The organism is Methylacidiphilum sp. Yel (assembly GCF_004421185.1).
In the GTDB taxonomy this organism is placed as follows: Bacteria; Verrucomicrobiota; Verrucomicrobiia; order Methylacidiphilales; family Methylacidiphilaceae; genus Methylacidiphilum.
This window is the reverse complement of record NZ_LXQB01000011.1, coordinates 60,081-84,463: the sequence shown is the minus strand read 5'-3', so window position 1 is coordinate 84,463 and position 24,383 is coordinate 60,081. Positions and strand designations below refer to the sequence as shown.

21 protein-coding genes and 1 tRNA gene are annotated in these 24,383 nt (G+C 39.1%); 17 read left to right on the top strand and 5 right to left on the bottom strand.

Annotated features, from left to right (window positions below; genetic code table 11):
• The 4 genes from A7Q09_RS02065 to A7Q09_RS02050 form a co-directional block, all read left to right on the top strand.
• Window positions 1-666: hypothetical protein (locus A7Q09_RS02065; protein WP_244228458.1), on the top strand; the 666-nt coding region annotated here is incomplete at its 5' end.
• 295 nt (window positions 667-961) lie between these two features.
• A complete protein-coding gene (locus A7Q09_RS02060; protein WP_134389657.1) occupies window positions 962-2,752 on the top strand; it encodes a tetratricopeptide repeat protein in 1,791 nt (596 codons plus the stop codon).
• 1 nt (window position 2,753) lies between these two features.
• The gene (locus tag A7Q09_RS02055) at window positions 2,754-3,659 is read left to right on the top strand and encodes a hypothetical protein (protein ID WP_244228457.1); all 906 of its coding nucleotides are present in this window, start codon (window positions 2,754-2,756) and stop codon (window positions 3,657-3,659) included.
• 69 nt (window positions 3,660-3,728) lie between these two features.
• Entirely contained in the window at window positions 3,729-4,799 is a 1,071-nt protein-coding gene (locus tag A7Q09_RS02050; protein WP_134389656.1) for a hypothetical protein, read from the top strand.
• A 177-nt stretch (window positions 4,800-4,976) separates the two neighbouring features.
• Here A7Q09_RS02050 and A7Q09_RS02045 read toward each other — a convergent pair.
• A tRNA-Gly gene (locus A7Q09_RS02045) sits at window positions 4,977-5,049 on the bottom strand.
• 143 nt (window positions 5,050-5,192) lie between these two features.
• On the opposite strand from A7Q09_RS02045, the gene A7Q09_RS02040 reads away from it, so the two are divergent.
• The 4 genes from A7Q09_RS02040 (at window position 5,193) to A7Q09_RS02025 (ending at window position 12,629) form a co-directional block, all read left to right on the top strand.
• Complete coding sequence (locus tag A7Q09_RS02040) at window positions 5,193-7,991, top strand: PD-(D/E)XK nuclease family protein (RefSeq protein WP_134389655.1); 2,799 nt, start codon at window positions 5,193-5,195, stop codon at window positions 7,989-7,991.
• A gap of 2 nt (window positions 7,992-7,993) precedes the next feature.
• On the top strand, window positions 7,994-11,179 hold the full coding sequence (locus A7Q09_RS02035) for an exodeoxyribonuclease V subunit beta (protein ID WP_134389654.1): 3,186 nt from the start codon (window positions 7,994-7,996) through the stop codon (window positions 11,177-11,179).
• Between the two features lie 604 nt (window positions 11,180-11,783).
• Window positions 11,784-12,269 (top strand): HNH endonuclease signature motif containing protein, encoded by a 486-nt coding sequence (locus A7Q09_RS02030; RefSeq protein ID WP_134389653.1) that lies wholly within the window; start codon window positions 11,784-11,786, stop codon window positions 12,267-12,269.
• Window positions 12,270-12,332: 63 nt separating this feature from the next.
• Window positions 12,333-12,629, top strand: a complete 297-nt coding sequence (locus tag A7Q09_RS02025; RefSeq protein WP_134389652.1) for a hypothetical protein — start codon at window positions 12,333-12,335, stop codon at window positions 12,627-12,629.
• 4 nt (window positions 12,630-12,633) lie between these two features.
• On the opposite strand, the gene tatC is transcribed toward A7Q09_RS02025, so the two are convergent.
• From tatC to A7Q09_RS02010, 3 genes are read right to left on the bottom strand one after another with little or no spacing between them, the layout of a single operon-like run.
• Window positions 12,634-13,416, bottom strand: coding sequence for a twin-arginine translocase subunit TatC (gene tatC / locus A7Q09_RS02020; RefSeq protein ID WP_134389651.1), 783 nt, complete (start codon window positions 13,414-13,416; stop codon window positions 12,634-12,636).
• Window positions 13,417-13,427: 11 nt separating this feature from the next.
• Window positions 13,428-14,123 (bottom strand): epoxyqueuosine reductase QueH, encoded by a 696-nt coding sequence (locus A7Q09_RS02015; protein WP_134389650.1) that lies wholly within the window; start codon window positions 14,121-14,123, stop codon window positions 13,428-13,430.
• Window positions 14,124-14,182: 59 nt separating this feature from the next.
• A complete protein-coding gene (locus tag A7Q09_RS02010; RefSeq protein ID WP_134389649.1) occupies window positions 14,183-15,529 on the bottom strand; it encodes a nicotinate phosphoribosyltransferase in 1,347 nt (448 codons plus the stop codon).
• 91 nt (window positions 15,530-15,620) lie between these two features.
• Here A7Q09_RS02010 and atpD point away from each other — a divergent pair, with 91 nt between their 5' ends.
• From atpD to A7Q09_RS01970, 8 genes are read left to right on the top strand one after another with little or no spacing between them, the layout of a single operon-like run.
• Window positions 15,621-17,084 (top strand): F0F1 ATP synthase subunit beta, encoded by a 1,464-nt coding sequence (gene atpD, locus A7Q09_RS02005; protein ID WP_134389648.1) that lies wholly within the window; start codon window positions 15,621-15,623, stop codon window positions 17,082-17,084.
• A gap of 13 nt (window positions 17,085-17,097) precedes the next feature.
• Complete coding sequence (locus tag A7Q09_RS02000; RefSeq protein WP_134389647.1) at window positions 17,098-17,505, top strand: F0F1 ATP synthase subunit epsilon; 408 nt, start codon at window positions 17,098-17,100, stop codon at window positions 17,503-17,505.
• A 20-nt stretch (window positions 17,506-17,525) separates the two neighbouring features.
• Window positions 17,526-17,804 (top strand): AtpZ/AtpI family protein, encoded by a 279-nt coding sequence (locus A7Q09_RS01995; RefSeq protein ID WP_134389646.1) that lies wholly within the window; start codon window positions 17,526-17,528, stop codon window positions 17,802-17,804.
• A 17-nt stretch (window positions 17,805-17,821) separates the two neighbouring features.
• The gene (locus A7Q09_RS01990) at window positions 17,822-18,475 is read left to right on the top strand and encodes a F0F1 ATP synthase subunit A (RefSeq protein WP_134389645.1); all 654 of its coding nucleotides are present in this window, start codon (window positions 17,822-17,824) and stop codon (window positions 18,473-18,475) included.
• A gap of 29 nt (window positions 18,476-18,504) precedes the next feature.
• Entirely contained in the window at window positions 18,505-18,771 is a 267-nt protein-coding gene (gene atpE, locus A7Q09_RS01985; protein ID WP_039721765.1) for an ATP synthase F0 subunit C, read from the top strand.
• Between the two features lie 18 nt (window positions 18,772-18,789).
• Complete coding sequence (locus A7Q09_RS01980; RefSeq protein ID WP_134389644.1) at window positions 18,790-19,536, top strand: F0F1 ATP synthase subunit delta; 747 nt, start codon at window positions 18,790-18,792, stop codon at window positions 19,534-19,536.
• Window positions 19,533-21,047: a F0F1 ATP synthase subunit alpha gene (locus A7Q09_RS01975; RefSeq protein WP_134389643.1), complete on the top strand. Its 1,515-nt coding sequence runs from the start codon at window positions 19,533-19,535 to the stop codon at window positions 21,045-21,047. Before A7Q09_RS01980 ends, A7Q09_RS01975 begins: the two co-directional genes overlap by 4 nt.
• The gene (locus A7Q09_RS01970; RefSeq protein WP_134389642.1) at window positions 21,044-21,922 is read left to right on the top strand and encodes a FoF1 ATP synthase subunit gamma; all 879 of its coding nucleotides are present in this window, start codon (window positions 21,044-21,046) and stop codon (window positions 21,920-21,922) included. Before A7Q09_RS01975 ends, A7Q09_RS01970 begins: the two co-directional genes overlap by 4 nt.
• Window positions 21,923-22,215: 293 nt before the next feature.
• Here A7Q09_RS01970 and pckA read toward each other — a convergent pair whose 3' ends face one another.
• On the bottom strand, window positions 22,216-23,769 hold the full coding sequence (pckA, locus tag A7Q09_RS01965) for a phosphoenolpyruvate carboxykinase (ATP) (RefSeq protein ID WP_134389641.1): 1,554 nt from the start codon (window positions 23,767-23,769) through the stop codon (window positions 22,216-22,218).
• 172 nt (window positions 23,770-23,941) lie between these two features.
• On the opposite strand from pckA, the gene A7Q09_RS01960 reads away from it, so the two are divergent.
• Window positions 23,942-24,349 (top strand): zinc ribbon domain-containing protein, encoded by a 408-nt coding sequence (locus A7Q09_RS01960; RefSeq protein WP_134389640.1) that lies wholly within the window; start codon window positions 23,942-23,944, stop codon window positions 24,347-24,349.
• Window positions 24,350-24,383: the final 34 nt, after the last annotated feature.

Here is a 24,383-nt window from a genome sequence, read left to right as displayed (position 1 = left end):
CCCTGGCTAAATCTGGTCAGTTATCTCCAGGAATCCCCTGCCTTTAGGCATGGGGAGGATGTCAATAATAGAGCCAGAACCAGTAGCGTGATTTATAATGATTATGGGATGAGAAATCTATTTTTGCTGTTATTCTTTTTTGTTTTTCTCTTTGATGTTTTCCCCGAAAGCAAAGGAAAACCTTCAAAGAGCGCAAACGACAAAGCCTTATATGTTTTAGTGGTTCATGAAGCATGGTTTAACAGGCCGCCGGAGTTTGTTTTATCGAGGTATGATTATCTTTCACAAAGGGATATTCTTTATCAAGAAATGATTACTGCCTTTAAAAAAGCTTATCCTTCTTTGGAGGTTAAGAGGATCGATAAACTTAGTCAGGCTAAGGAAGGCATACCAATTCTAAGGGTTGATTTAGGTCGCTGGCGATATTCTTTTATTGGTACGAATGCTGCTACCGACGTCGTGGTTCGACTTTTTGCTGACTATTATCCTTCAAAAGCATCCAAAGCCATTCACCTTGGTTCCTTTGGGAATGTTCAAAGAGCCCACGTTTGGCTTTATGATGGGTATCGAGACTTTAATGAAGATTATATCAATGCTTTACGGCCTGCCCTCGAAAAGATTGTTCACGCTGTTGGGCCATTATTGGATTCACATCGAAAGGGATAGTAGCTTGCTCTAAGCACTTTGGCAAAATTTTTTGTAGTAAATGAGCAAATTCTTTATCCTTTTCTTTTGTCTGATATGTGAAAAGTGGATAAGACTGTTTTGGTAGGCGGCTACCCCAGAGAAATTATTAAACGCCACCTTCTTCTCCCATAAGGATATACTTGCGCACTTTATAGTTGGATGGAAAACCAAAAATAGTTCGATTCATTCTTTTAATTTTAATAATAAGTTTTTCTTTATTTTTAAATTGGCTTTGTTTATATGGGTATAAATTTTCATCCCCGAATAGTGTGTTGTGAAACTATCCTGTTTTCGTATTGATGCTTGGCCCTATTTTTTTTCTTTTTATCTCGTTTTGAGCTTCTTATCTTTTTCAACCCTGAAGTCAGAAGAAGAATCATCTTTTGACTCTGATTTTTGGACCTCAAGAATTGTCGATTTCTCTCTATCCGATTCCAATGGAATGACTCATTGGATCAGAGGCATAGTTCTATCCGCGGATGGGAAAGTGCTGACCTTATCTGATAGTTTTAATGGGGAAGGGAAGATTAAAGAAGTAAAGAGATGGGATTTTCGACCTGTACAATATGTTGGATGGATTGTGAAGGATCCAGAAAAAAATTTTCTCTTGCTTCAAGTCGAAGGCAAATCCCTTTCGGCGCTAAGAATTGTTTCGAGAGAAAGTTGGCCTGTGAATGGTGGAAATGAATTTTACATTCCTATCCCTACCTCTGAAGAACCTAGAAGAATTGCAAAATATGTTCCAAAAGAAATGCCAGAGAAAGATAACGAGCATCTTTTTTTTACAGGCCCGACCGCTAGCGTGTTGCTTGGTAGCCCCATCATTAATGAAAAAGGACAAACTATTGGAATTGTTGATTGGATCGACATTCAAAATAGTTTAGTTAGGGTAAGAGTGCTGGATGGTCCTTTAGAAATCTTAAATAAAGCAGATCGGCTTGTTGAGTTTGCCTTTTGGCAAGAAAACTTAGAAGCGATTAGGAAAAAAGGGGAGCAAAATCCCTTGCTCTCCTCTTCTACTTATTGGAGAAATTTATGGCAGGGAACTCAAAAAAATGAGATCGAAAAGAACGCTGATATTTTGATTCAACTCTACCCAAAATTAGATGTCGCCTGGGCCGCTGCCTCAGCAAATTATTTAAGGTTATCTTTATGGGATAAGGCAGATTTTGCTGCCAGAAAAGCTATTGCCATGAATTCCTCTGATTATCATTATTCGATTTTATTTGCCCAAATATTAATTGGGAGGAAGGAGTGGAATCCCGCTATTGATGCATTGCTTCAGGCACGAGAAGAAGGGGCCCTTTCGAAGGAAATTGCTTATCCTTTAGGAATATGTTTGTATAAAATTGGACAATACGAGAAAGCGGTAGAAGAACTGAAAAGTTATGTGGAAAATCGGCCCAGGCATGTTAGCGCCTGGATTTTAATGGGTGAAATCTATCAAAAAATGCATCACTGGGAACAATCTATCAGTGCCTTTACAAAAGCGGCAAAATTAAATCCACAATCTATACGGGCATGGGTAGGAATGGCTGATTCTTATAGAGAACTTTCCAAATGGGAGCAGGCTTCTGAAGCCTATACGGAACTGAGTCTTTTGGAGCCTACAAATGGAGCCGTGTGGTATAACCTTGGTCTTGTGTTGTTGAAAATGGAGCAGGAAAAGTTTGCTCGGGCTTGTTTTATGCGCGTCATAGAATTAAATCCAAAAGATCGAGACGGATGGTTTAATTTTGGTGTCCTCAGTCAGAGAGCAGGAGAAAGATTGGTAGCGATGAATGCATACAAAGAAGCTGTAAATCTAGATCCAGATTTTGGCATAGGATGGTATAACTTGGGTTGTCTCTATCAAGAACTCCACCTTTATCCTGAAGCAATTGAAGCGTGGCGGTTAGCTGAGAAATCCCTCCCTGGTGATATTCGACCATTAATCAATCTCGTTTTTCTTGAAAATCATCTCCATGATTATAGCCAGAGGGATAAGGATTTGTCAAAATTAGAAGGTATGGATCCTCGTCTTGCCCAGCAAATAAGATTTAAGATGGCTACAATGAGCCGGTAGTGTGCAGACCAATAGCGATCCTTTGATTGGTTTTGTGGTTTTTTTTTTAAATTCTTGTTTTTTAAAGATGAAAGTGGAGTGCGCTAAAGCTGTGGCTGCGATCCATTTTTATATTGGAATCATCCTCTTGGCTTTTTCTTGGATTATGAATGAGACCCTCGAAGGAGCTCGAACCCATTATTTCTTTTTCTTTTTGTGGGTTGGATACATTTTAACGATCGATGGCATGTTAGTCATCAAAAGAGGAGTATCTCCTCTGACAAGGGCTGGATTTTCTTATCTTTTTTTCTTTTTATTGTCTATTCCTTTCTGGTGGCTATTCGAAGGGATAAATCTCAGAATGCAAAATTGGGAGTATGTAGGCTCTCACAAGTTTGGACCTATTAGTTATTTTTTGTTTGCCTCTTTGAATTTTTCTACCGTTATACCCGCTGTTTTGACCACTTCTGAATGGGTTAGGCATTGGAGATGGATTGAAAATTTAAAAAAGGGTCCTGCAATTTCTGTCCCTTCCAAAGGATTGATTTTTGTTTTAGGCTTAGGCTTTCTTCTGCTTCTTTTATGTTTTCCTCATATATTTTATCCTTTATGCTGGATTTTTCTCTTCTTTTTAACAGAACCACTCAATGCGAAGTTTAAAAAAAGATCGATTCTTTTTGGCGATTTAAATCAAGGTGAATGGAGAGCAGTTATCTCTTTGGCTATTGGCGTCTTAATTTGTGGATTATGTTGGGAAACATGGAATTGGAATTCAGATCCCAGATGGGTCTATCATATTCCCTTTTTGGGGTTTTTCCCAATATTTGAAATGCCTCTTTTAGGATATCTCGGTTATTTGCCTTTTGCCCTGGAGCTTTTCTCTGTCACTGTCTTCTGCTGGAAAGGCAAATTACCCCTAGATTTGTAACTACAATTGCTTTTCCATTTTTCTTTATACTGGAGTATATTTTTAGAACTCCTGTTGTTATTTTCAATTATGAAATCGGAGGTTTCCATTCTTATTCCTTTTGATTTAGGCTTAGAACTTGAGTTTGGAGGCGAGGAAGCTAATAGAATAGTCAAAGAAATTTCAGCAAGAACCACGCAACTTATTGCCTTTAAAGACAAAATGACGGCAAAAGCTCAAGTGGTTACCCAAATCTATAAGTTTGGTGTTGGTCTAATTGAAGTATCTTTTCCAATGGAAGCCGAAATGGGTTTTCTCACATTCTTTGCAACGGAAGTGAAATCGATCAGTGTGGGTTCAATGGGCATATTGTCTTGGGTTAAAACTTTTGTCAACAGTTTGATTGAGCAAGCTAAGGTCTTTGCCAGTTATCAGTATGTCTATCGGCTGGAGGAATTAGATCTATTTCCTGTATTTTCTTTAGAACCAGGGAGTGTAAAAGACGCAGAAAAATTTCTAGAACAGCATTACAAGAAACTTTATGGCATAGTATCTGGTGAAGCCAATTACGATAGCTTATCCCAATTTGTTATGGAAAATGAAAAGCTAATCAATTTTGGCTATTATGAAAATGAACTAATTTTGATTAAACGGTTCGGAGCTGTCATTTCTTCTTACGAATCTCAAGTAATCTTGAACATTATACGGTTGGTATATGCTCTTTATTGGAATTTACTTTCTTATAATTTTTTATTGGATAGAGAACTGGATAAAGTGCAATCTATTCTAGCTCATCTGCCTCCTTGGTATAAATTTTGGATGATGCCGCAAAGATATCAGAAATTTTCTGAAGAAGGCATGAATTTTGTGCAAGATAAGCTTTCAATTGTTGAATCAATCTATTCGGTTTTTGCTAATGTAAACCAGATAGCATCCGATTGGCATCTACGAACGATTTATAAATATGTAGAAAAGGAATTTGATATCGATGATATTGCTTCGGCGGTAAAAGTGAAGTTGGATAGGGTCGAACAATCTTATAATTCTGCCAGGGAATTTATTGCGACGAATTTCTTTATTGCTGTGGAAATTGTCCTTATCTTATCTCTCCTCTGGATGATTTTGGATACGGCCTTACTTTATATCATTTCTAAAAAGTAAAGCAGAATGTTCGATCCTCGATAGAGAAGCTTTCTTGAGCAATTTTTCTTAGGCTCTATCTAGGGATTTGGTTATTCGAATGGTAATTATTTTTATTCTCATACGCTAGCAAATAGCTTTAAGAGGTATTGGGGGATAGCCGTCTAGGGTTAGGATTGGAGAGTGCATTAGAGAATGAGCGGGTGACGGGATTTGAACCCGCGACGTCAACCTTGGCAAGGTTGCGCTCTGCCAACTGAGCTACACCCGCAGTTTCTATTTTAAAAAAAGATAAGTAGTCTAAAAATGAGGCGGAAGCATTAAAAAATCAAGTTTTAAGTCTATTCCTTTGTTTGATTTTTCCTAGATATCTTTTTACTGGTAGTCGCAACAGTAAATAGTTAGAATTAAAAAATGGATTTTGAATGCCATTTCCTTGGTTGGCAGGATCCTTTCCCTCTTCTTGTTGCTCAGTGGATTACTTCTCAAAATAGTAAAAATTCTTTTGGATTTTTTGACCTTTCAGACTGTCTTGTGATCGTTCCTACTACCCTATCTGGGAAAATGCTTCATCGGGCCCTTAAGATGCGTCTTGGGGATAGTTTTCTTTCTCCCATCATCATCACCCCCATGGGTCTTTTTGAGAATCATCCGGATTATCAACTTGATCATAAAGTCGAACCTACTCCTTTGCAAAAGAAGATCTTTTGGATCAATGCATTGGTTGAAGCTATTGAAAAAGGGAGCTGTGGGCAATGGTTAAAAGAAAATAGAGACTTTGAAAGTCTTCTTTCTTTTGCAACAATTCTTAGCAAAACACAAGAAGAACTAGCAGAGAAATCTTTGGTTTTGAAAGATCTAGCGGCTTTTGTGGAAGATAATTTTTTCGAAGAGATTGGCGTGCTGGAATCGATATATTTAGAAAGAATGGATCGATTAGGTTTTATCGATCCTTTTTGGCGCAAACAGCAGTTATTAAAAAATCCAAAACTTCCTTCAAAGATTGAAAAAGTAGTCATTGCAGGCTGTCTTGATCCTCATCCTTTGGCATTGCAGTTTCTTGAAAAGTTGAAAGAACCATCAACTGCTGATGTGCTGCTTCCCGTAACAGAAAAATATTCTCAGTATTTTGATGCCAAAGGCAGGCCACTGGAAAGCCTTTGGCAGCAAACAGTCTTAGCTCTACCAGAGCAATGTATTCATTTGCATGCGGATGAAACGGCAATGGTTGAGGAAATCATTGAGCTTGTTTCTACTGTGAACAGCAACGAAGCTACAACAATTGGAATATGCAGAAATCAATTGACTAAGCTGCTTACTTTCCAGTTGAAGCAAAAATGCATTCCATTTTTTAATTTTTCTGGACTTTCTTATGTCGAGAGCCCCTTTTTCGATTTTTTTTTCCTTTTGAAAGAAATACTCAAAGAGCCTTCTCTAGCAACCATAACAAAGTTTGTCCGCAATCCGTTGTTTTATGCCTGGCTTCAAATAAAACAACAGGATCAAGCCGATGCGTTTTTGGGCAACCTTGATGCTTTTGTCAATGCCTATATTCCATCCACTCTAAGTGATTTTATAGAAAGGAATCCTTCTGAGGATTCGTTCAAAGAAGCCTTTTTGCTTTTGAATGACTTTCTTGTCAAACTCCAATCGAAACATTGGCCCAAAGCCCTTTTAAGTTTTTTCTCTGAAGCCATAGAAAATTTCTCTTCGCTTTTAGATGAACAATTGGAAAAATTTAGTGCTTTTCTTGTTGGATCTCTCAATCAGTTTAACCGTTTGGCTTCTTTTAATATTTTTTCTAGCTGTGAAGCCTTTTTATCCCTGTTTCTAGAGGCAATGAAGGAAGAAAGGCTGTTTTTAACCGAAGAAGGCCAGAAATTAGAACTTAAAGGATGGCTAGAATTGCTCTATGACGATGCCTCTTATCTTATTTTAGCTGGCTTCCAAGAAGGGGATATCCCAAAGGCTTTAGAGTCTAATTGTATTTTGACCGAAAAGGTCAGAAAGCAATTGGGTCTGAAGACCATAGAAAGTCGTCTTTCAAGAGACATGGTGATACTTCAGACTCTTGTGGAGCGACTCAGCAAAAGAGGCAGAATAGATATTTTTTTATCTAAAACAAGTCATGAAGGAGAAAATTTGTTGCCTTCAAGACTTCTTTTCAAAGTTGACGAAAAGGAACTGGCTGCTCGAACTGCTTTGCTTTTTACAACTCTTCCTTCCAAAACCAGTCCCAAGCCGAAAACAAAAAGTTGTTTTCTGTTACAAATTCCCTTTGATCTGCCCTTCTCTTTAGAAAGTCTTTCTGTCAGTGCCTTAAATGATTATTTAAACTGTCCCTTTTATTTTTATTTAAAGCATAAAATGCATTGGCAACCAGTCACGCTACCCAAAGGGGAAATGGATGAATCTGTTTTTGGAAGTCTAATACATAAGGTTTTAGGAGCTTTCGGTAAAGATACCGAAGCAAGGAGGTGGAATGATCCAGAACAAATTTATGCCTTTCTAGAGTCACAACTGGAAGCAGAGTTCACTGAGAGGTTTGGGAAAAAACGTACTATTGGCCTTCAGCTTCAACAAAAGGCATTAGCTCAGCGATTAAAGGCCTTCTCATTATTTCAAGCTGATTGGAGGAACCAAGGAGCAGAGATTATCGATGTAGAGAAGGAATTTGAACTTCAAATAGAAGGACTCAACATTCGAGGACGGATCGATCGTATAGATTACATAGGAGAGGAAAATGTGGTGATCATCGATTACAAAACTTTTGGCATGGGCATAAAGAAGGATCCTTTTAGCAGTCATCTATCCATTTCAAGAGGAGGAAAAGAAGAGCAACCTCCCGCCGAGGCCTATTTTTTTTCAGGGGGAAAACGATGGCGTTGGGTAAATTTCCAACTGCCTGCTTATTATTATGGGGTCCAATCAATGGGATTAGGAAAACATATCCTTGCTGCTTTTTATTTCCTGTCTAAAGTAGAAGACAACAGCCGGTTATGGTTTTGGCCAGAGGATAAGTCCAATTTTTTAGAAGAAAGCATGGATGCCATCCGTCGGATCATTAGAGCAATAAAAGAGAATAAATTCTGGCCTCCCAACCCAAAGGCAGTCCTCTGGCAGTATGCTCCATGGGATTTTTGGTTTGATAAGAATCCGGAAGAATTTTTTGCTGCTTCTTCTTTTTCTGGCTCTACTAGGACAGAGTTTTAAAAATGGAAAAACCAGGGCATTTGATTGTACTGGCTTCGGCTGGAGTGGGTAAAACCTATAAGCTTGTGAAGCGAGCCATTGACCTTTTATTTAGGGGCATTCCACCCACTACAGTTGTTATTATCACTTTTACAAGAAAAGCAGCGCAAGAAATAGTTGATCGCCTATTCTCGATTCTAGCTCAGCAAATCCTTTCTGAAGCCTGTGAAGAAAAGCTGGTTTCTCCTCATCGTTTAAAAGCAATTCTTACCTTAAAAACATTAATTGATCATTTACCTTATCTTCATTTTGAAACCATCGATTCCTTTTTCTATAAGCTCCTTAATCATATTCCACCAGAGAAAAGAGCCACCTTTGTTAACTTCTCTTTATTGGATGATTTCCAACAATTAAAACTTCGTGAAGAAATCCTTTGGAACGTACTAAATTCAGAAACATTAGATGATTCTATTGTGGAAGCATTCGAACAAGTATTTGGGGGAGAAGATCTTAAAAATGTATTTTCCAAATATTTAGCATTGGTAGAAAAATATTATCCTTTTTTTCAAGATTTTCCACAAGTAGAGTATTGGGGAGCCCCAAATCTTTTCTATAATATCAAAGAAATAACGCTAAATGAGGATTTTCTTTCTCTCATCGCTCATATCGAGAATTTATTGAAAACCGAGGGAATCCCTACGAGGCTGTGGGATGAACAGAAAAAAAATATCCGTTCTTTTCCTACACTGTACCAAAATCTTTTAAAGGCTTACGATCCTGATTTGCGTCAATGCTTTCAGTTGACTTTAGACCGTAAAAAATATAACCTTAGCTCTCCCTTAGCCCTGTCATTGGGAAAGCTTGCAGAGCTAACCATTGCTTTTTTTCTTGAAAAATCTCATGAACGAACTCGAGGCATTGCTCAACTACTACAGCTCTATGATAGGCATTATCGCAAGAAGATAAAGACAGCTGCGGTTCTTTCTTTTGAGGATATGCCGAGGGTTATCCTAGAAGCCTTTGGATTAGATCTACCCAACCCATTTTTTTTTAATCTGGACAAAAAATGGGACCATTTTTTAATCGATGAATTTCAGGATACAAGTCTGTTACAATGGAAAGTGATCAAACTTTTTGTTGATGAACTCTTACAAAACGATGATGGATCTCGATCTTTTTTCTGTGTCGGCGATCCAAAACAATCCATTTATGGTTGGAGAGGAGCCTGTGGGGAGTTAATTGATTCGATCGTTTCTCTTTTTCACTTGGAAAAGCAGGAGCTGAAAGGCTCAAGAAGATCTGCAGGGGCTATTCTGGATATGGTCAATAGGCTTTTTGGAAACTTTGAACTGATTGAAGAGCTTTTCCCAGAATGTGTGGAAATCTGGAAAAAAAGGTGGACTATTCAAGATTGTTTTGAGAGGAAGCTTGAGGGTTATGGTTGTTTGTTGTGTGTCAAAGAACCGTCGAAAGAAAAGGATTTTAGCCTAGAAAATGCTTCCAATGAGGAAATAGAGGAAAAACAAGCCGAGCAAGTAGTTACTAACACCTCTATGCTTCGATTCGAAGCAATAAAAAGGTTATTGATTGATGAAATCAAACCACAAGAAAAAAAGTTAAGTTGCGCCATACTTGTCCAAACCAATAAGGAAGCAGCAGATATTTTTCACTATTTATCTACATGCTCTACCCTTAAGGTCTCCTTAGAAGGAAAAATATATCCAGGAAAAGATAACAGATTAGCGAAATTTTTTTCTGCTTTGGTTCAATCCATTGCTCATCCCAACGATTCTTTGGCCTTAGGATGGTTACAGGCTAGCCCTCTGGGAGACATTTTTAGAGAAGAATCGTGGAGGAAAAATATTTGGGAAAAACTTTTTATGGGAGGGTTTTTGGAGGTGGCTTCCTGGCTCTTTGCCGTTTTAGAAAAAAAAATACAATTGGATGACTTTCATAAAGAGAGAATGGCTATGATTTTTCGAATTTGTCAATCTTTCGATACTACCGGAAGCAGGGATTGCGATTTATTTTTAGACTATTTTAAAAACTATTCCATACCGATTTGTGATGATCCCTCTTCCATTCAAATAAGAACAGTACATAGCGCCAAAGGACTTGAATTTGATGTTGTCCTTATTACTGAACTCAAAGGCTCATATAAAATAGCGATGAATCAGCCTAGAGACCAACCTATTATGTATCAGTCGCCAGAAAAAGAAAAAAGAATTTTTTTCCTTCCTAAAAGAGAAGTTATTGAAAAAGTTCCAAACTTGAAGGCTGTATATAAAAAGCTGGTAGGAGAAGAAGCGTTAGAAAAAATCTCCCTTCTCTACGTCGCTATGACTCGAGCTAGGCAAGGATTGTATATTGTTGGAGAAATGAAAGAAGGGGAATGGAAAAAATCTTCTAAAAAAAGAGTAATTTATTGGCAAGATTTTCTCATAGAAGGATTGAATAGCAAAGAGGAAGAAGAAAAATATTTTTTTGATGATTTTCCTTTGCTTACCCTTTTTGAATCGGGTAAAAGAAATTGGATTCCGCAGGAAAAAAAAGGAAATCAAATCCAAAAAGCCTCCATCGGTTGCTCAAGCCAGGATCTTCTCTTTTTGCCTAGACCAATTCGAAGAGACAATTTTATTTCTCCTTCATTATTTGAAAAGCAAACTCAAAATAAAAGTCTTTCTTTCCTTTTTAATTTAGAAAGAGAAAAGAATAAAGAGTATGGTCGAAAAATTCACGGGTTGTTTGGACGCCTAGAGAGACTAACCGATCCGTTCGTTCAATCTTTACAAAAGTTAGCCTTAGAATATAAAGGAAAAGACACAGAAAGAAATCCATTTCAAGATGTTTTGGAGTGTTTGCAGACTCCAGAGATTCGAAAAATATTTACTCCGCCTGAGGATATTGACATTTGGATAGAAAGAAACTTTTGCCTTGAAGTCGAGGGGCTTTGGATAAAAGGCTCATTTGATAGAGTTCATCTGAAAGTAGGGTCAGACAAAGGAATCAGCTGTGAAATTTATGATTTTAAGACTGATTTAGTTTTTTCTCTAGAGGGTCTGCATGAGCTGGCGAAAAAATACCACTGTCAACTTATGCTTTATCGAAAAGCCCTCTGTAAACTTTTGCAAATTGAACCTTCTCAGGTGAAAGTATTTCTTGTTTCGGTGCATCTTAAGAAGATGATTGAACTATTTCAGGATGTTTGATATTCGGCTGTGTCCAATGCCAAGAAGACCATTTCATTGGATTGGTAGATGCTGCTTGGCTGAGGACCCGTTGCTTCTGAGGAATATCAAAGATGCTGGAAGCAAAACTTCTAAATACCGCTTTTTTGGTGGTCGAACAGACTACTCTGGAAAGAAACCAGATTTCCAGATTTGGCAGCCTGGAAAGAGGGTTTATTGGAGGTGGCTAATAGGTCTAGATATGACAGTTCAAGAAAGCTAAAAATGCTCTCAAGGTCTTCGGTTTTTAGCGGCGTTGGGGATAATTATCCTCTTTTCACGAGGAGGAAGAGGGGCGGTATCGCTCCACTTTATGTTTCTGTAGCTTCTTGCCAAAAGGGGAGATCCCTTATACTTTGTTATTCGACTAGCTCCTGCGAGCTTTTTCAGAAAGACCGAGTAATTCGCTGGTTTAGAAAGGAGGAATATTTCTCCATTAGGCTGCTGATAGAATAGAGAGAGTTAGCCAACATGCCGCCTGCAGACTAAATTTAGAGTACAAAGCTGAGGCTTACATGGTGATTCTGGCCAAACTCACTTAGCTCAACATCGATACAGAAAGGGATTACAGAAGGAGAAAGATTTTATGAATAAAAGATTTTTCCAAGGTGCTTTTCTTTGCTTATGCCTTTATTTTTTTAGCCTATCTTTTTCTCTTTTTGCTATTGAGGATCCTCTGTTACCCGATCCTAAGTTGACGCCGGGCGATACTTTTGATGTCACAAAGGAGGACATTTGCGTTCCTGGTTATGCAAAGCTTGTCAGGGATGTTCCCTACGCACTCAAAAGAAAGGTATATTTGAGATATGGCATTATTCATCCTGGTAAGCATCATTATGAGATAGATCATTTGATTCCTTTGGGACTTGGTGGCTCCAATTCAATAAAAAATCTATGGCCTCAATCTTATTGGACCTTTCCCTGGAACGCTTATCTTAAAGACAAGCTGGAATATAAGTTGCACCAATTAGTTTGTGCTGGAGTGGTCGATTTAAAGGAAGCTCAAAGGGCAATTGCTACTAATTGGATAGAAGCTTATAAAAAATATATGGCAGAAGGGAAGGCTAAGTGAACCGCTGGCTGCTCTCTTTTCTTGCTTTCTAGAAAGAATGAACCAAGTTATTAATTAATTCGTATGGGACTAAATAAAAAGCTCTCTCAAATTATTGCAGGCAGGACAGTAGCCAAAACGGAGCTTAAAGAAGGCCTTTTAGTCATTGATTTTAGTGATGGTTCTTCGTTACAAGTAAAAATTAGAGGAGCTATCACTGGTGAAATTAAGTCAGGGCAAGGTCTCCAAAAAGTTTTAGAAAATGAGGAGCAGTTGATTTTGGAGTTTGATGACAAGAAGAGAGTGCAAGCCATTCTTTTGAACCCTGGAGGATCGATAATTCTGCGGAATAAAAATAATGCTCTTGAATATTTAGGATAAGGAACTAAGAAAACAGCTCTTCCTTTCTATTTTCTATCGTCCGATTTTTGGAAATTCCCCTTTTTGATTCTATGCTTTTGACAACCAAAAGGGAAGCTTCGTAAAGCAGATACATGGGGACAGAAAGAAAGAGAAGACTTAAAGGATCTGAGCTAGGAGTAATGCAGGCAGCAGCTATGACAATTGCTACGATTGCATGCCTTCTATAATGGATTAATGTTGAAGTATTTAATATACCAAGAAGGCCCAATAGCACAATAATCAGAGGTAGTTCAAAAGCAAGCCCAAAAGACACTAACATTTGCACAACAAAATTTGCGTAGTTTTGAAGTGTCCAATCGGTCTGTATTCCCATCCATTGATTGTAGGTGGAAAAAAAGCGCAGCGTTTGGGGTAGGAGTATAAAGTAAGAAAAGAGAATGCCTCCGACAAAGAGAAGGGCTCCAGCACTGAAAATGGGAAAAAGCAGTTTTAATTCTGAAGGAGTAAGTCCAGGGATGATGAATTCAGCGATAAAATAAAGAATAAAGGGAAGGCTCAATACTAATCCACCAAGTAAACTAATTTGGAGCTGGACGCTTAATGGATCGACTACTCCTAAGACTCTTAAAACTTTTTGAGGATCCTCTCCAGCGGCTTTAAGGGGTCTCAATAGAATAGCCATCAAGGGTTTTGTTTCAACAAAGCAAATAATCGCTCCTCCCATCAAGGCCATTAGGGATTTGATGATGACCCATCTTAGATCTTCTAAATGCTCAAGAAAAGGTTTCTCCTCATGGGCTTTCATGGAGATAGATTTTAGGAAGGTGGATGGATACTACTGGAAGAAGAATTAGAATCTTCTGAATCAAAGCCATAAAAGGTTTTCCCGAAAGTGATTTTTGGTTTGCCTTTAGACAATCGCCACTGATTGGTATCTCTGAGAGAATAGATACATCCACAATAGAGTTGTTGATAAAAATTTTCTTCTTTTGAAATTAAAATCATCCGTTCTGATCCCCCTTTTTTTCTCCAGTTATAGCTCCAATATTCCAAGCCATAGCGGGATGCCGCTCTTTTGCCAGCCGAAGTCACTTGATCGAAATCTTTCCATCTGGAAATTCCAAGGCTAGAACTAAAAACCTTAAATCCATGTTCATAGGCATAGAGTGCCGTGCGTTCCATTCTCATGTCGAAGCAGACTGTGCAGCGCTTTCCTCTTTCAGGTTCCCATTCAAGGCCTTTTACTCTTTCAAACCAACGATCTTTATCGTAATCGGCATCAATAAACTCAATTCCCCTTTTCTTTGCAAAACGTATGTTTTCATTTTTACGGATTTCGTATTCTACGCGTGGATGAATGTTGGGGTTATAAAAAAACACCGTTAAATGAATCCCAGAGGCAATAATCGCATCCATTATTTCGGCTGAGCAAGGAGCACAACAAGAATGGAGTAAAACTTTGTCCACTCCTCCAGGAGGTACAAGTTTTTCTCTGATAAATGAGTTTTTCATATTCTAACTAACAAATCTTATAGATAGGGAGATTGCAACCCTCTTGAAGCGATTATTTTTTATTCAGGCTGTAGTTCTTCTCTTTCTAGTTGGTCTCTTAAAGAGATAAGAGGCTGAGAAAATTCGACAGGATAAGCCGTTTTTGCAGGCTCTAAAGTTTTAATTTCGGAAGGCAGCCTGGCAAGATTATCTTTTGTTCTCTTTTGGATTTCAATGAGAGATTCCTTCGGATAAATTCTTTTTCCATTGCGCATCACAGGATGCAACAAAGTAGCGGCTGGATACCTTTCGGTTGCTAGACCGATTAGGTCTTTTTGCATTGAACCGTTCTTATGAAAATATCGAAATACTTGCTTGATCCCAGGCCAAGTGGCTTTGCCTGTCGATCGCTTTCTCCTAGGTTTTCCTTCATATTCCTGAAGCTTATAGACACAATCAAGATAGGGAGCATCACTGGAGGTATCTAAAGAAGTTCCAATACCAAAGCCATTAATTGGAGCACCAGATTTAATAAGAGCCTCTAGTTTATACTCATCAAGATTGCCGCTGGCAAAAATCTTCGTTTCCTTGAGCCCTCCACTATCTAAAATCGACCGAACCCGCTTTGACAGTAACTCTAGATCCCCACTATCCAAGCGGACTGCTTCTATTGAAATGCCTTTTTCTTTTAATTTAGGAGCAAGCTTTACAACTAGTTTTGCAGCTCTTTCTGTATCGTAAGTATCAATAAGTAATGTGACGTTTTGAGGATTAGCCATCGCATAATCAAAGAAGGATTGTTCTTCTTTATCATGCGCTTGGATAAAGGAATGCGCCATTGTTCCTAGTATGGGGATTTCGAACAATTTGCCAGCTAGGACATTAGAAGTACCGCTAAAGCCAGCAATGAAACTTGCTCGAGCAGAAAAAATGGATGCCTCAGCGCCATGAGCCCGGCGTAGGCCAAACTCTACAAGATTTTTCTCAGGAGCGACTAATGCAAAGCGAACCGCTTTGGAAGCTATGAGTGTTTGATAATGGATAATGTTCATTAGCCTTGATTCTAATAATTGGGCTTGAGCAATGGGAGCTGTGACTCTTAGAACAGGTTCAAAAGGGAAAAAAATGGTTCCTTCTTGCATTGCATAGATATCCCCGCTGAATCTAAAATTCTCGAGGTAATTGAGAAAATCTCTCCGGAAGTTTTGTTGGGCTAACCACTCAATTTCTTCTTTTTCAAAATGGGCAGATTCTACAAAATTTAACAATTGTTCTAAACCAGCAAATAGAAGAAAATTCCTGTTTTTTGGCAGCTTTCTAACGAAAAATTCAAAGGAAGCCATTCCTTCCATTTTATGATAATAGTAGCCTTGCATCATTGTTAGTTCGTACAGATCGGTCAAAAGAAGACTATTTTCTATTTTCATAGTTTTGGGTCTTTGGTTGTTTATTGTATGGATATAATTTAAATCGAACCCTATTTTTTGATAGCGTGTTTCATTTATTGACTAACTTTTTATGATGACTCCTCAACCCGCTTTGACTCAAAGGGATAGAGAAAGTTCACAACCAAAACAAGCGTCAAAGAAGTCTGGGTGGCCTTTTTCAGAAAAACTTATCGGCAAAGTGGTTGAAGTACATGGTCCGGTAGTTGATATAGAATGTCAGATTTTACCACCTCTTCACCGCTGTTTAAAAACTTATCTGGATCACGAAAGTTATGTGTTTGAAGTCCATCAGCATCTCGATGAGCATCATCTGCGGGCGATAACGCTACATGCAACAGCTGGATTACGCCGGGGAATGGATGTGTATGATACGGGATGTGCCGTTTCTATTCCCGTATCAAAGAAATATCTAGGAAGGCTGGTTAATATCTTTGGAGAGCCTCTTGATGGGTTGGAGCCAATCGAACCAGATAGCTACCGGAATATTTTCTCTGATCCTCCTCCCTTGGATAATACCTTAGGTCCAAAATCGATTCTTGAGATTGGAATAAAAGTAATTGATCTGCTCTGTCCGTTTGTAAAAGGAGGAAAAACTGGACTCTTTGGAGGGGCTGGCGTTGGAAAAACTGTTCTGATGATGGAATTCATGAAGGCAGTGAGTTTGATTCATCATGGAGTTTCAGTTTTTGCAGGGGTGGGCGAACGGATTCGGGAAGGCCATGAGCTCTGGAAGGAGATGCAGAAAGCGGGTGTGATGCCTCAAACTCTTATGGCTTTTGGTCAGATGGATGAGTCTCCAGGGGTCAGATTTAGGATAGGGTTGACGGCTTTAAGCTATGCAGAATATTTTAGAGACACACTACAAACGGAGATTCTTTTTTTGATGGATAATCTATTCCGTTTTGTTCAGGCAGGAAGCGAAGTTTCTGGGCTGCTGGGAAGGATGCCTGCGATGGTAGGGTATCAACCAACCTTACTCTCTGAAGTGGCTGAACTTCAAGATAGGATCGTCTCAACAAAGACTGGGAACATAACTGCTGTTCAGGCTGTTTATGTCCCGGCCGATGACATGACGGATCCAGCAGTGATGGCTATCTTATCTCATCTAGATACGGTAGTTATTCTTTCAAGATCTCAAGCCGCCAAAGGGTTTTATCCAGCCATTGATCCTCTGGTTTCGACTAGTCGCATTATGGATAAACAGTTCCTTGGCCAACGGCATTATACTATTGCTTCGGAAGTCAGAAAATATCTTTCCCGTTATAAGGAACTAGAAGATATCATTAATCTGCTTGGCATGGAAGAGTTATCCAAAGAAGACAAACAGATTGTCCTGAGAGCGAGAAAAATCCAGCGGTATTTGACTCAACCCTTTTTTACGACAGCCGAACACACAGGTATTCCAGGGGTCAGTGTCACTCTCTCTGATACCCTTGATGACTGTGAAGCTTTTCTTAATGGGGATTATGATCATCTTTCTGAAGATCAATGCTATATGAAAGGTTCTTTAAAAGCCGAATTTAAGAAAAAATAGCGTAGGATCTTTGATGCAAACTTTCGAACTTGTTATGATTGATTCCACTAAGGAACTAAGATGCAAAAACGTCACCCTTTTCCATGGTTCTGATCGAAGTGGCCAATTTGGGATCATGGCCAGACACCAAACCTTTATGACTTCCCTACTGCTCGGGCTCTGTTGGTTTTTTACTATTGATGATCCCCTCCCTACTTATGTTGCCTTGTCTGGAGGCATCCTGCATTTTAGCAGGAATATCCTTTCGATAGTCACGCCTCATTTTTTTGTGGATAAGGATATGCAGAAGATCTCCATAAATCTTGAGCGGGAATTAAAAATAGAAGAACAGCAGAGAAAAGAGATGAGAGAAAGAGCTAAAAATCTTGAAAAGGAGATGCTCAAAAGAATGTGGGAAATGCAAAAAGAAGCCCCTAAATAGTTTTAGGTTATAGAGTCTGCATGGAAAAGGATAAAAAAAAACTCGTTGAAAAAATACAACAAGATGTCGAAAAAAAAGAGAAAGCTCAAAAGTTCAAGCCAACTCTTTTGTCGCAAACGGCTTTTTTAGGAACTCTTGGAGTGCTATTTATAATCCCGGTGATCATTGGCGCTTATCTAGGAAGATGGCTTGATGAAAAGCTTCCAGGTTATGCGATACACTGGACGATATCGTTCATTATTCTAGGAGTGATTCTAGGGGCATTGAATGTGTATGTTTTTATACGCAACAAGATTTAATTTAAAAAGAGGCCAGGATGCAATCAGATCCTTTAAACATAAAATTCTTAAGCGAGTCTACCCTCTGTTCTATCAGTATCATGGCCGTTGTAGTGGTCCTTTCATTTGTGTCTATTCGTCGTTTTAAATTGGAATCTCCTGGATATTTCCAAGTAGTGATAGAAGAGCTTATTTCCTTTATTGAAAAAACTGTAAATGATACTATTCCTAAAAATCCTCAAGACGTACTTCCTCTGATAGGGACCCTTTGGATTTACATCTTTCTTTGCAATCTTATCGGACTTATTCCGGGGATTCATTCTCCTACGGCAGATCTTTCGATAACGTCGGCCTTAGCCTGTATCGTTTTTTTTGCTGTTCCATACTACGGTATACGTGCTGAAGGGCTTTGGGCATACTTAAAGACATATTTTGTCCCCTTTTTTTGGTTTTTTCCTTTTCATATAATCAGCGAAATTACCCGTACCATCACGCTAGCTGTTAGATTGTATGGGAATATGTCGAGCATGGAAATTGGCATTGGCATTCTTTTGCTTCTTGCAGGGTTTCTTTCTCCAGTGGGCTTTATGTTGTTACATTTGATCGAAGCGATTCTCCAGGCTTACATCTTTGGCATTCTGGCTTTGATTTATATTGCTAGTGGCATGGAGGCACTGGCAGAAGAAAAATAGATTAAACTTCGAACTAAAAAGGAGGAAAAATGAATAATATTGGGTTATTTTCAACTTTGGTCACTGCAATGGCCGTCTTGGCTATAGGATTAGGAGTCGTAGGTCCGGGACTTGGCATGGGGATAGCCATTGCTAAGGCATTAGAAGCCATAGCAAGACAACCAGAACTTGAGAAATCAATTACTCGCTGGTTGCTCATTGGCCTTGCTATGATTGAATCTCTGGCGATTTACGTGTTGGTTATTGTTTTAATTGTTCTTTTCCGAAGTCCAATGCTTGAATATCTGACCAAATAGTCCGTTTTAAGTTAAAGAATGAACTGGAATACGACGACTTTCATTCTTCAGATTTTTAACTTTCTTGTTTTTGTCTGGCTACTCAAAAGATTCCTGTATAAGCCAGTCTTAAACTTCATCAAGCAAAGAAAGGAAGTCGTTTCGTCCATGTGGAATGAAGCTCAAAAGGCCAAAGAAGCTGCAGAAAAGCTGAAAGCCGATTATGAAAATAGACTAAAATTATGGGAAGAGGAAAAGAAGAAAGCAAAAGAAGAGCTTCAGGAGGAATTAAGAATACAAAGAGCTCAATTAATAGCCGAAAATCAAAAAGCATTGGAGCTTGAGAATGAAAGGAACAGAGTGTTAGAAGAGAAGAGAAAATTGGACATGCAAATGGAAGCTGAAAGGAGGGCTCTTCAGATCGGAGCTAAGTTTGTTGCCCATTTTCTATCAACACTCGCTTCTGAAGCAGTCGAAAAGAAGCTTATTGAGCTCTGCCTGGATAGACTCCGTTCCTTACCAGAACAAACCCTTGAATTGATACAGCAGACAATCCAAAGAGAAGAGATCCATTCAGTCTGCGTTAAGAGTGCTTATCCAGTGGAAGAAGCAACGAAAAGAAAACTTAAAGAGCTTTTAGAGCAGCTTGCAAAAACAGAGCTTTCATTTGAATTTGTCCAAGATCAAAAAATCATGGCTGGAATAAGAATTATCATAGGTAGTTGGATAGCTCGAGCAAGCATTGAAGATGAACTTGAGTTTTTTCTCCAGGAGGAAAATAGATGAATCAAAGCTCAGAAGGTTCTTTTAGTCCTATTGAAAAAGTGGCGCATTGGGTGGAACAATACAAATTCGAACCTAAGGTGGAAGAATTTGGTAGGGTTGTGGCTATTGGTGATGGGACAGCCTGGATTGATGGATTATCTTTGGCTGCAATCGATGATCTGCTGGAATGTGAAGATGGCAGTGTGGCTCTTGTTTACAGCCTGAGTGAAAAACTGGTAGGAGCCATGATGCTTATTCAAACCGAAAAAATCATGTCTGGAACCCTTGTCCACAAGACAGGCCGTAGGCTAAGCGTTCCTGTTGGAGATTCGCTCCTTGGTAGGGTGATTGACCCCTTAGGTAATCCTCTAGATGGAGGAAGACCACCGTTAACTTCCAAACAACGGCTTCTAGAAGTGAAAGCTCCTGCAATCATTGATAGAGAATTTGTTAATGAACCTCTTTATACAGGCAATAAAATTGTGGATGCAATGATTCCTATTGGAAAGGGACAAAGGGAGTTGCTAATTGGAGATAATGGGCTGGGGAAAACAACATTTGCTTTAGATACCATTGCCAATCAAAAGGATAAAAATGTTCTTTGTGTCTATTGTCTTATTGGCCAAAAAAGATCAACCGCCGTCCATGTGATTGATACGCTAAAAGAATGCTCTGCTTTAGATTATACCACTGTGGTTGTAGCTGAAGCGACTTCACTCCCAGGACTTCAATACATTGCTCCGTTTGCTGCCTGCACTATAGCTGAAGAATGGATGGAAAAAGGCAGAGATACCCTTGTGATTTATGATGACTTAAGCCTTCATGCCCAAACTTACAGAGAGTTGTCCTTGCTTTTGCGCAGACCACCTGGCAGAGAAGCTTATCCAGGTGATGTTTTCTACCTGCACTCCAGACTTCTGGAACGTTCTACACATCTTTCTCCATTAAAAGGAGGAGGGAGCATGACGGCTTTACCAATTGTAGAAACTCAACAGGGAGAACTTGCTGCCTATATTCCTACTAATCTCATATCCATAACCGATGGGCAGATTTATTTTGAACAGTTTCTTTTTTCCTCCGGATTTCTCCCTGCCATTGATGTGACCCGATCTGTTTCAAGAATTGGAGGGGCTGCACAGCATCCTCATTTAAGAAAAGAAGCAGGTAGGATGAAACTAGATTATTTGCAATTTTTAGAACTTGAAGTTTTTACCCGATTTGGAACAAAACTTGAAGCCTCTCTAGAAAAAAAGATTAAAAAAGGCAGGATTTTAAGAGAGCTTCTTAAGCAGGAGAGGCTTTCTCCTATTTCACCCGAACAAGAATATTGTTGGTTAATTGCCTTTAATGAAGGATTGTTCGATGATGTTCCCTTTGAGAGTTTGAGGGTTTTTCAAGAAGAGCTCTTAAAGAAATTTAAAGCAACTACGTTGGTTCTAGACGATCCAAGAGAAAAATGGCTAAAGGAAATAGAGGAAGCTTTTCACTCTATCAGTTCAACAGTTCAGCAAACAGAACAAAAAGTGGCATGAGCAAGCGTAGAGATTTAATTAAATATCGTGGAGCACTTCTAGAGATAGGCGAAATCATGAAGGCCATGAAGAACATGGCTCTGGTGGAACAGAGAAAAATAGCCAAATATTTTGAAAGCCAAAAACAAGCAGTCGATGCCTTGCAGAATACTGCCGATGATTTTTTCCCTTCCTTTCCAGAACTTCTCAATCGGCCACTTAAGATAGATAGACCCCTGTATATTTTAATTGGATCGGAAAGGGGATTTTGTGGAGACTTCAATTCTTCTCTGACAAGCTATTGGGAAAATATGGAGAGATCTTCTATGTTGCCTGACCACTATGGGTTGATTTTAGTAGGAAGCAAACTGGAAAGTCGTGCCAGCGGCCTTCAAAAAATTATTAAAGCGGTTTCAGGACCAAGCGTTGCAGAAGAAGTCTCTCCCTTTATTTTTGAATTTTTAGAACTCGTACGGAAGTCTTTGATTCAAGAGGAACCTCCCACTTCAGTCTCTGTATTTTTCCATCTTCCCGACAATTACGAAATTAGAAGAAAAATTCTGCTCCCTATACCTGTTTCTGAAGAAAAAATCAAAGCTGCTAGAAAAAAAATGCCTCCACCCCCCTTGCTTAATATAGATCCAAGAGAGTTTTTTATAGATCTTGTAGATAATTTTCTTCTGGTTGGGTTATTTTTTGCTTTTTACTCTTCGCTGTTGACCGAAAGCAAAATAAGAATGGAACATATGCAGTCGGCATTGGACCAGCTTGATAAGAAAGTAGAAGAATTGAATAAAAAAGCTAATAGGCTTAGACAAGAGGAAATCACAGAAGAGATTGAAGTTATCCTTTTGGGCAGTGAGGCATTGAAAAAGAAGATAGAAAAGAAAAATTAGCTCTAAGCGATAGGTTGACGGGCCTCTTAAAAAGAGCTATAAGCCGATCTCTGCTAAGAGTGGCTCTTTTAGAAAGCCTCTTTGGGAGGAGGAGAATGGTGAGATTTTGTAAAAAAATGTAGGACTACTGAGTGAGTCCCCTTTAAGCTACCTTTCTGCTCTATAGGAAGAAAAAGAGGCAGTGGAGTCGAGGCATAGGCCTGCTTGGAAATGCCTGCAAGAAAAGACATAATTAAAAATATCTTCTCTTCAACTATGGACAGGATGTATATCACTCTAATAGAATAAAGAGATTAAGCAAGAGAAAGAGCATGGTAATTTTGGGCAAAGAGCGCTTGCAGTTCCCTTGCTTTTTTTTCGTATTGGGATAAATCTTTCCAGGATTTACTTGGATGAAGAATTTCAGTTGGTATATCCGAACAACTTTGGGGAATAGAAAAATGGAAGTATTGCTCATCTACAAAATCAGCCTTTGCTAATTCTCCACTTAAAATAGCTCTAACAAGTCGACGAGAAGTTTCAAGAGCTATTCTTTTGCCAATGCCATATGCCCCTCCAGTCCATCCCGTATTTAACAACCAAACATTGGGCTTGTGTTTTTCAATTTTCTCTTTAAACATTCTTGCATACGTTTTTGGGGAGAGGGGAAGGAAGGGAGAACCAAAACACGGACTGAAAACAGCTGTTGGCTCTTGTATTCCTGCTTCGGTTCCCGCGATTTTAGCTGTATAACCAAGAAGAAAATAATAGATGGCTTGTTCTGGATTGAGTTTTGCTACCGGAGGAAGCACCCCAAAAGCATCGCAACAAAGCATGATGATATTTTTAGGATGCCCGCCAGCAAGTTGATTTGAAGCATTTGGAATAGATTCAATTGGGAAAGCGGCCCGAGTGTTTTCTGTGAGGGATTCATCATTAAAATCTATTTCTCTGGTTTGTGGGTTGATAATGACATTTTCGAGGATAGTTCCAAAACGCAAGGCTGCTTGGTAGATTTCTGGTTCTCCTTCTTTACTTATTCTAATGACCTTCGCATAACAGCCGCCTTCAAAATTAAATACTCCGCTATCATCCCACCCATGTTCGTCATCCCCAATCAACTTTCTGGTAGAATCAATAGAAAGAGTCGTTTTGCCGGTCCCTGAAAGACCAAAAAAAATGGCTGAGTCCTGAGGATCCTTTCCGAAGTTGGCAGAACAGTGCATTGGAAATACCCCTTTCTGGGGTAATAAAAAATTTAATACAGTAAAAACAGCTTTCTTAATTTCTCCCGCATAACCGGTACCGCCAATAAGAATCATTTTTTCATCGAAATTAAGAATAATAAAAGCGCCAGACTGTGTTTTATCTGTTTCAGGATCGGCCCTAAAGCCTGGAGTGTGGATAAGGATAAAGTCAGGGAGCAGATGCTTTCTTTTTTCTGGATCTTTCTCAACTAGGAATAAATTTCGGGAAAAAAGAGAATAGATAGGCCCTTCAGATAATATCCAAAGATTGATGCGATGGTTTGGATTGGAGCAAGCATAGCACCGTTGGATAAAAAGATCTCTGTCTTGAAGATAGGAAAGTATCTTGCTTTTAAGCCGTTTATAGGAAAGCGGATCAAAAGGTTGATTAATCTTTCCCCAATCGACCTGTTCTGTTGTTTGTTGATCTTTGACGATAAATTTGTCTTTAGGCGTTCTTCCTTTGTATTGACCAGTATGAAAGACAAGAGAGCCTGAAGCTGAAAGTAAAGCTTCATGGCGTTTAATTGCCTGTTCATAGAGTTCAGCTACAGAAAGATCCCAGTAAATTTGGGTAACGTTTTTTAATTGAATCATTTCAAACAAACTGTCTTTGTTCATGAATGAGCTCTAGCTAAAAAAATTTTGGTTTGAAATAAAGTCTATTTTTTATATTTTTTTATTGTTCTTTATAAAAACTCATCAGCCAACAGCGTCGCGCAAGACCCCTTACTTTAGGCATGGGGAGGAGTGCTGTTACTCTCGCTTCGCAAAATAGGATAGTATGTGAAGTATGAGGAGGACAATCCGATTGTTTCTACAACCTACAACCAAACAGGCTGAAATCCTCTTGCGCATACTCCCTGAGTATGATGATTGTTTCAAAGCTGTCTGCGCTGTTGGCTGGCAGAAGCGTTGCAATAATGGTGTGAAATTGCATCACGAGACGTACTGGACACTCCGTACTGACTACACCTCACAAATGTGTTCGTGTTGTGGGGATACCCACCGATACAATTGCCAAACACAATCAGGTTTTGTGTGCCGAAATTGCGGCTTTGAACTGAACGCCGAGCTAAAGGCGGCTCGCAACATTGCTCGGCAATATCTTGCCCAGAGGCGGCATGTCCACTTCCGGCGGGCTGCTGTCAGCCAGCCTATCGTCTCAGCCGTAAGGCTAGGCGCAAGCCCCGCCCTTTAGGGCTGGGGTAGCTGAATTTATTTAAAACGCCTCT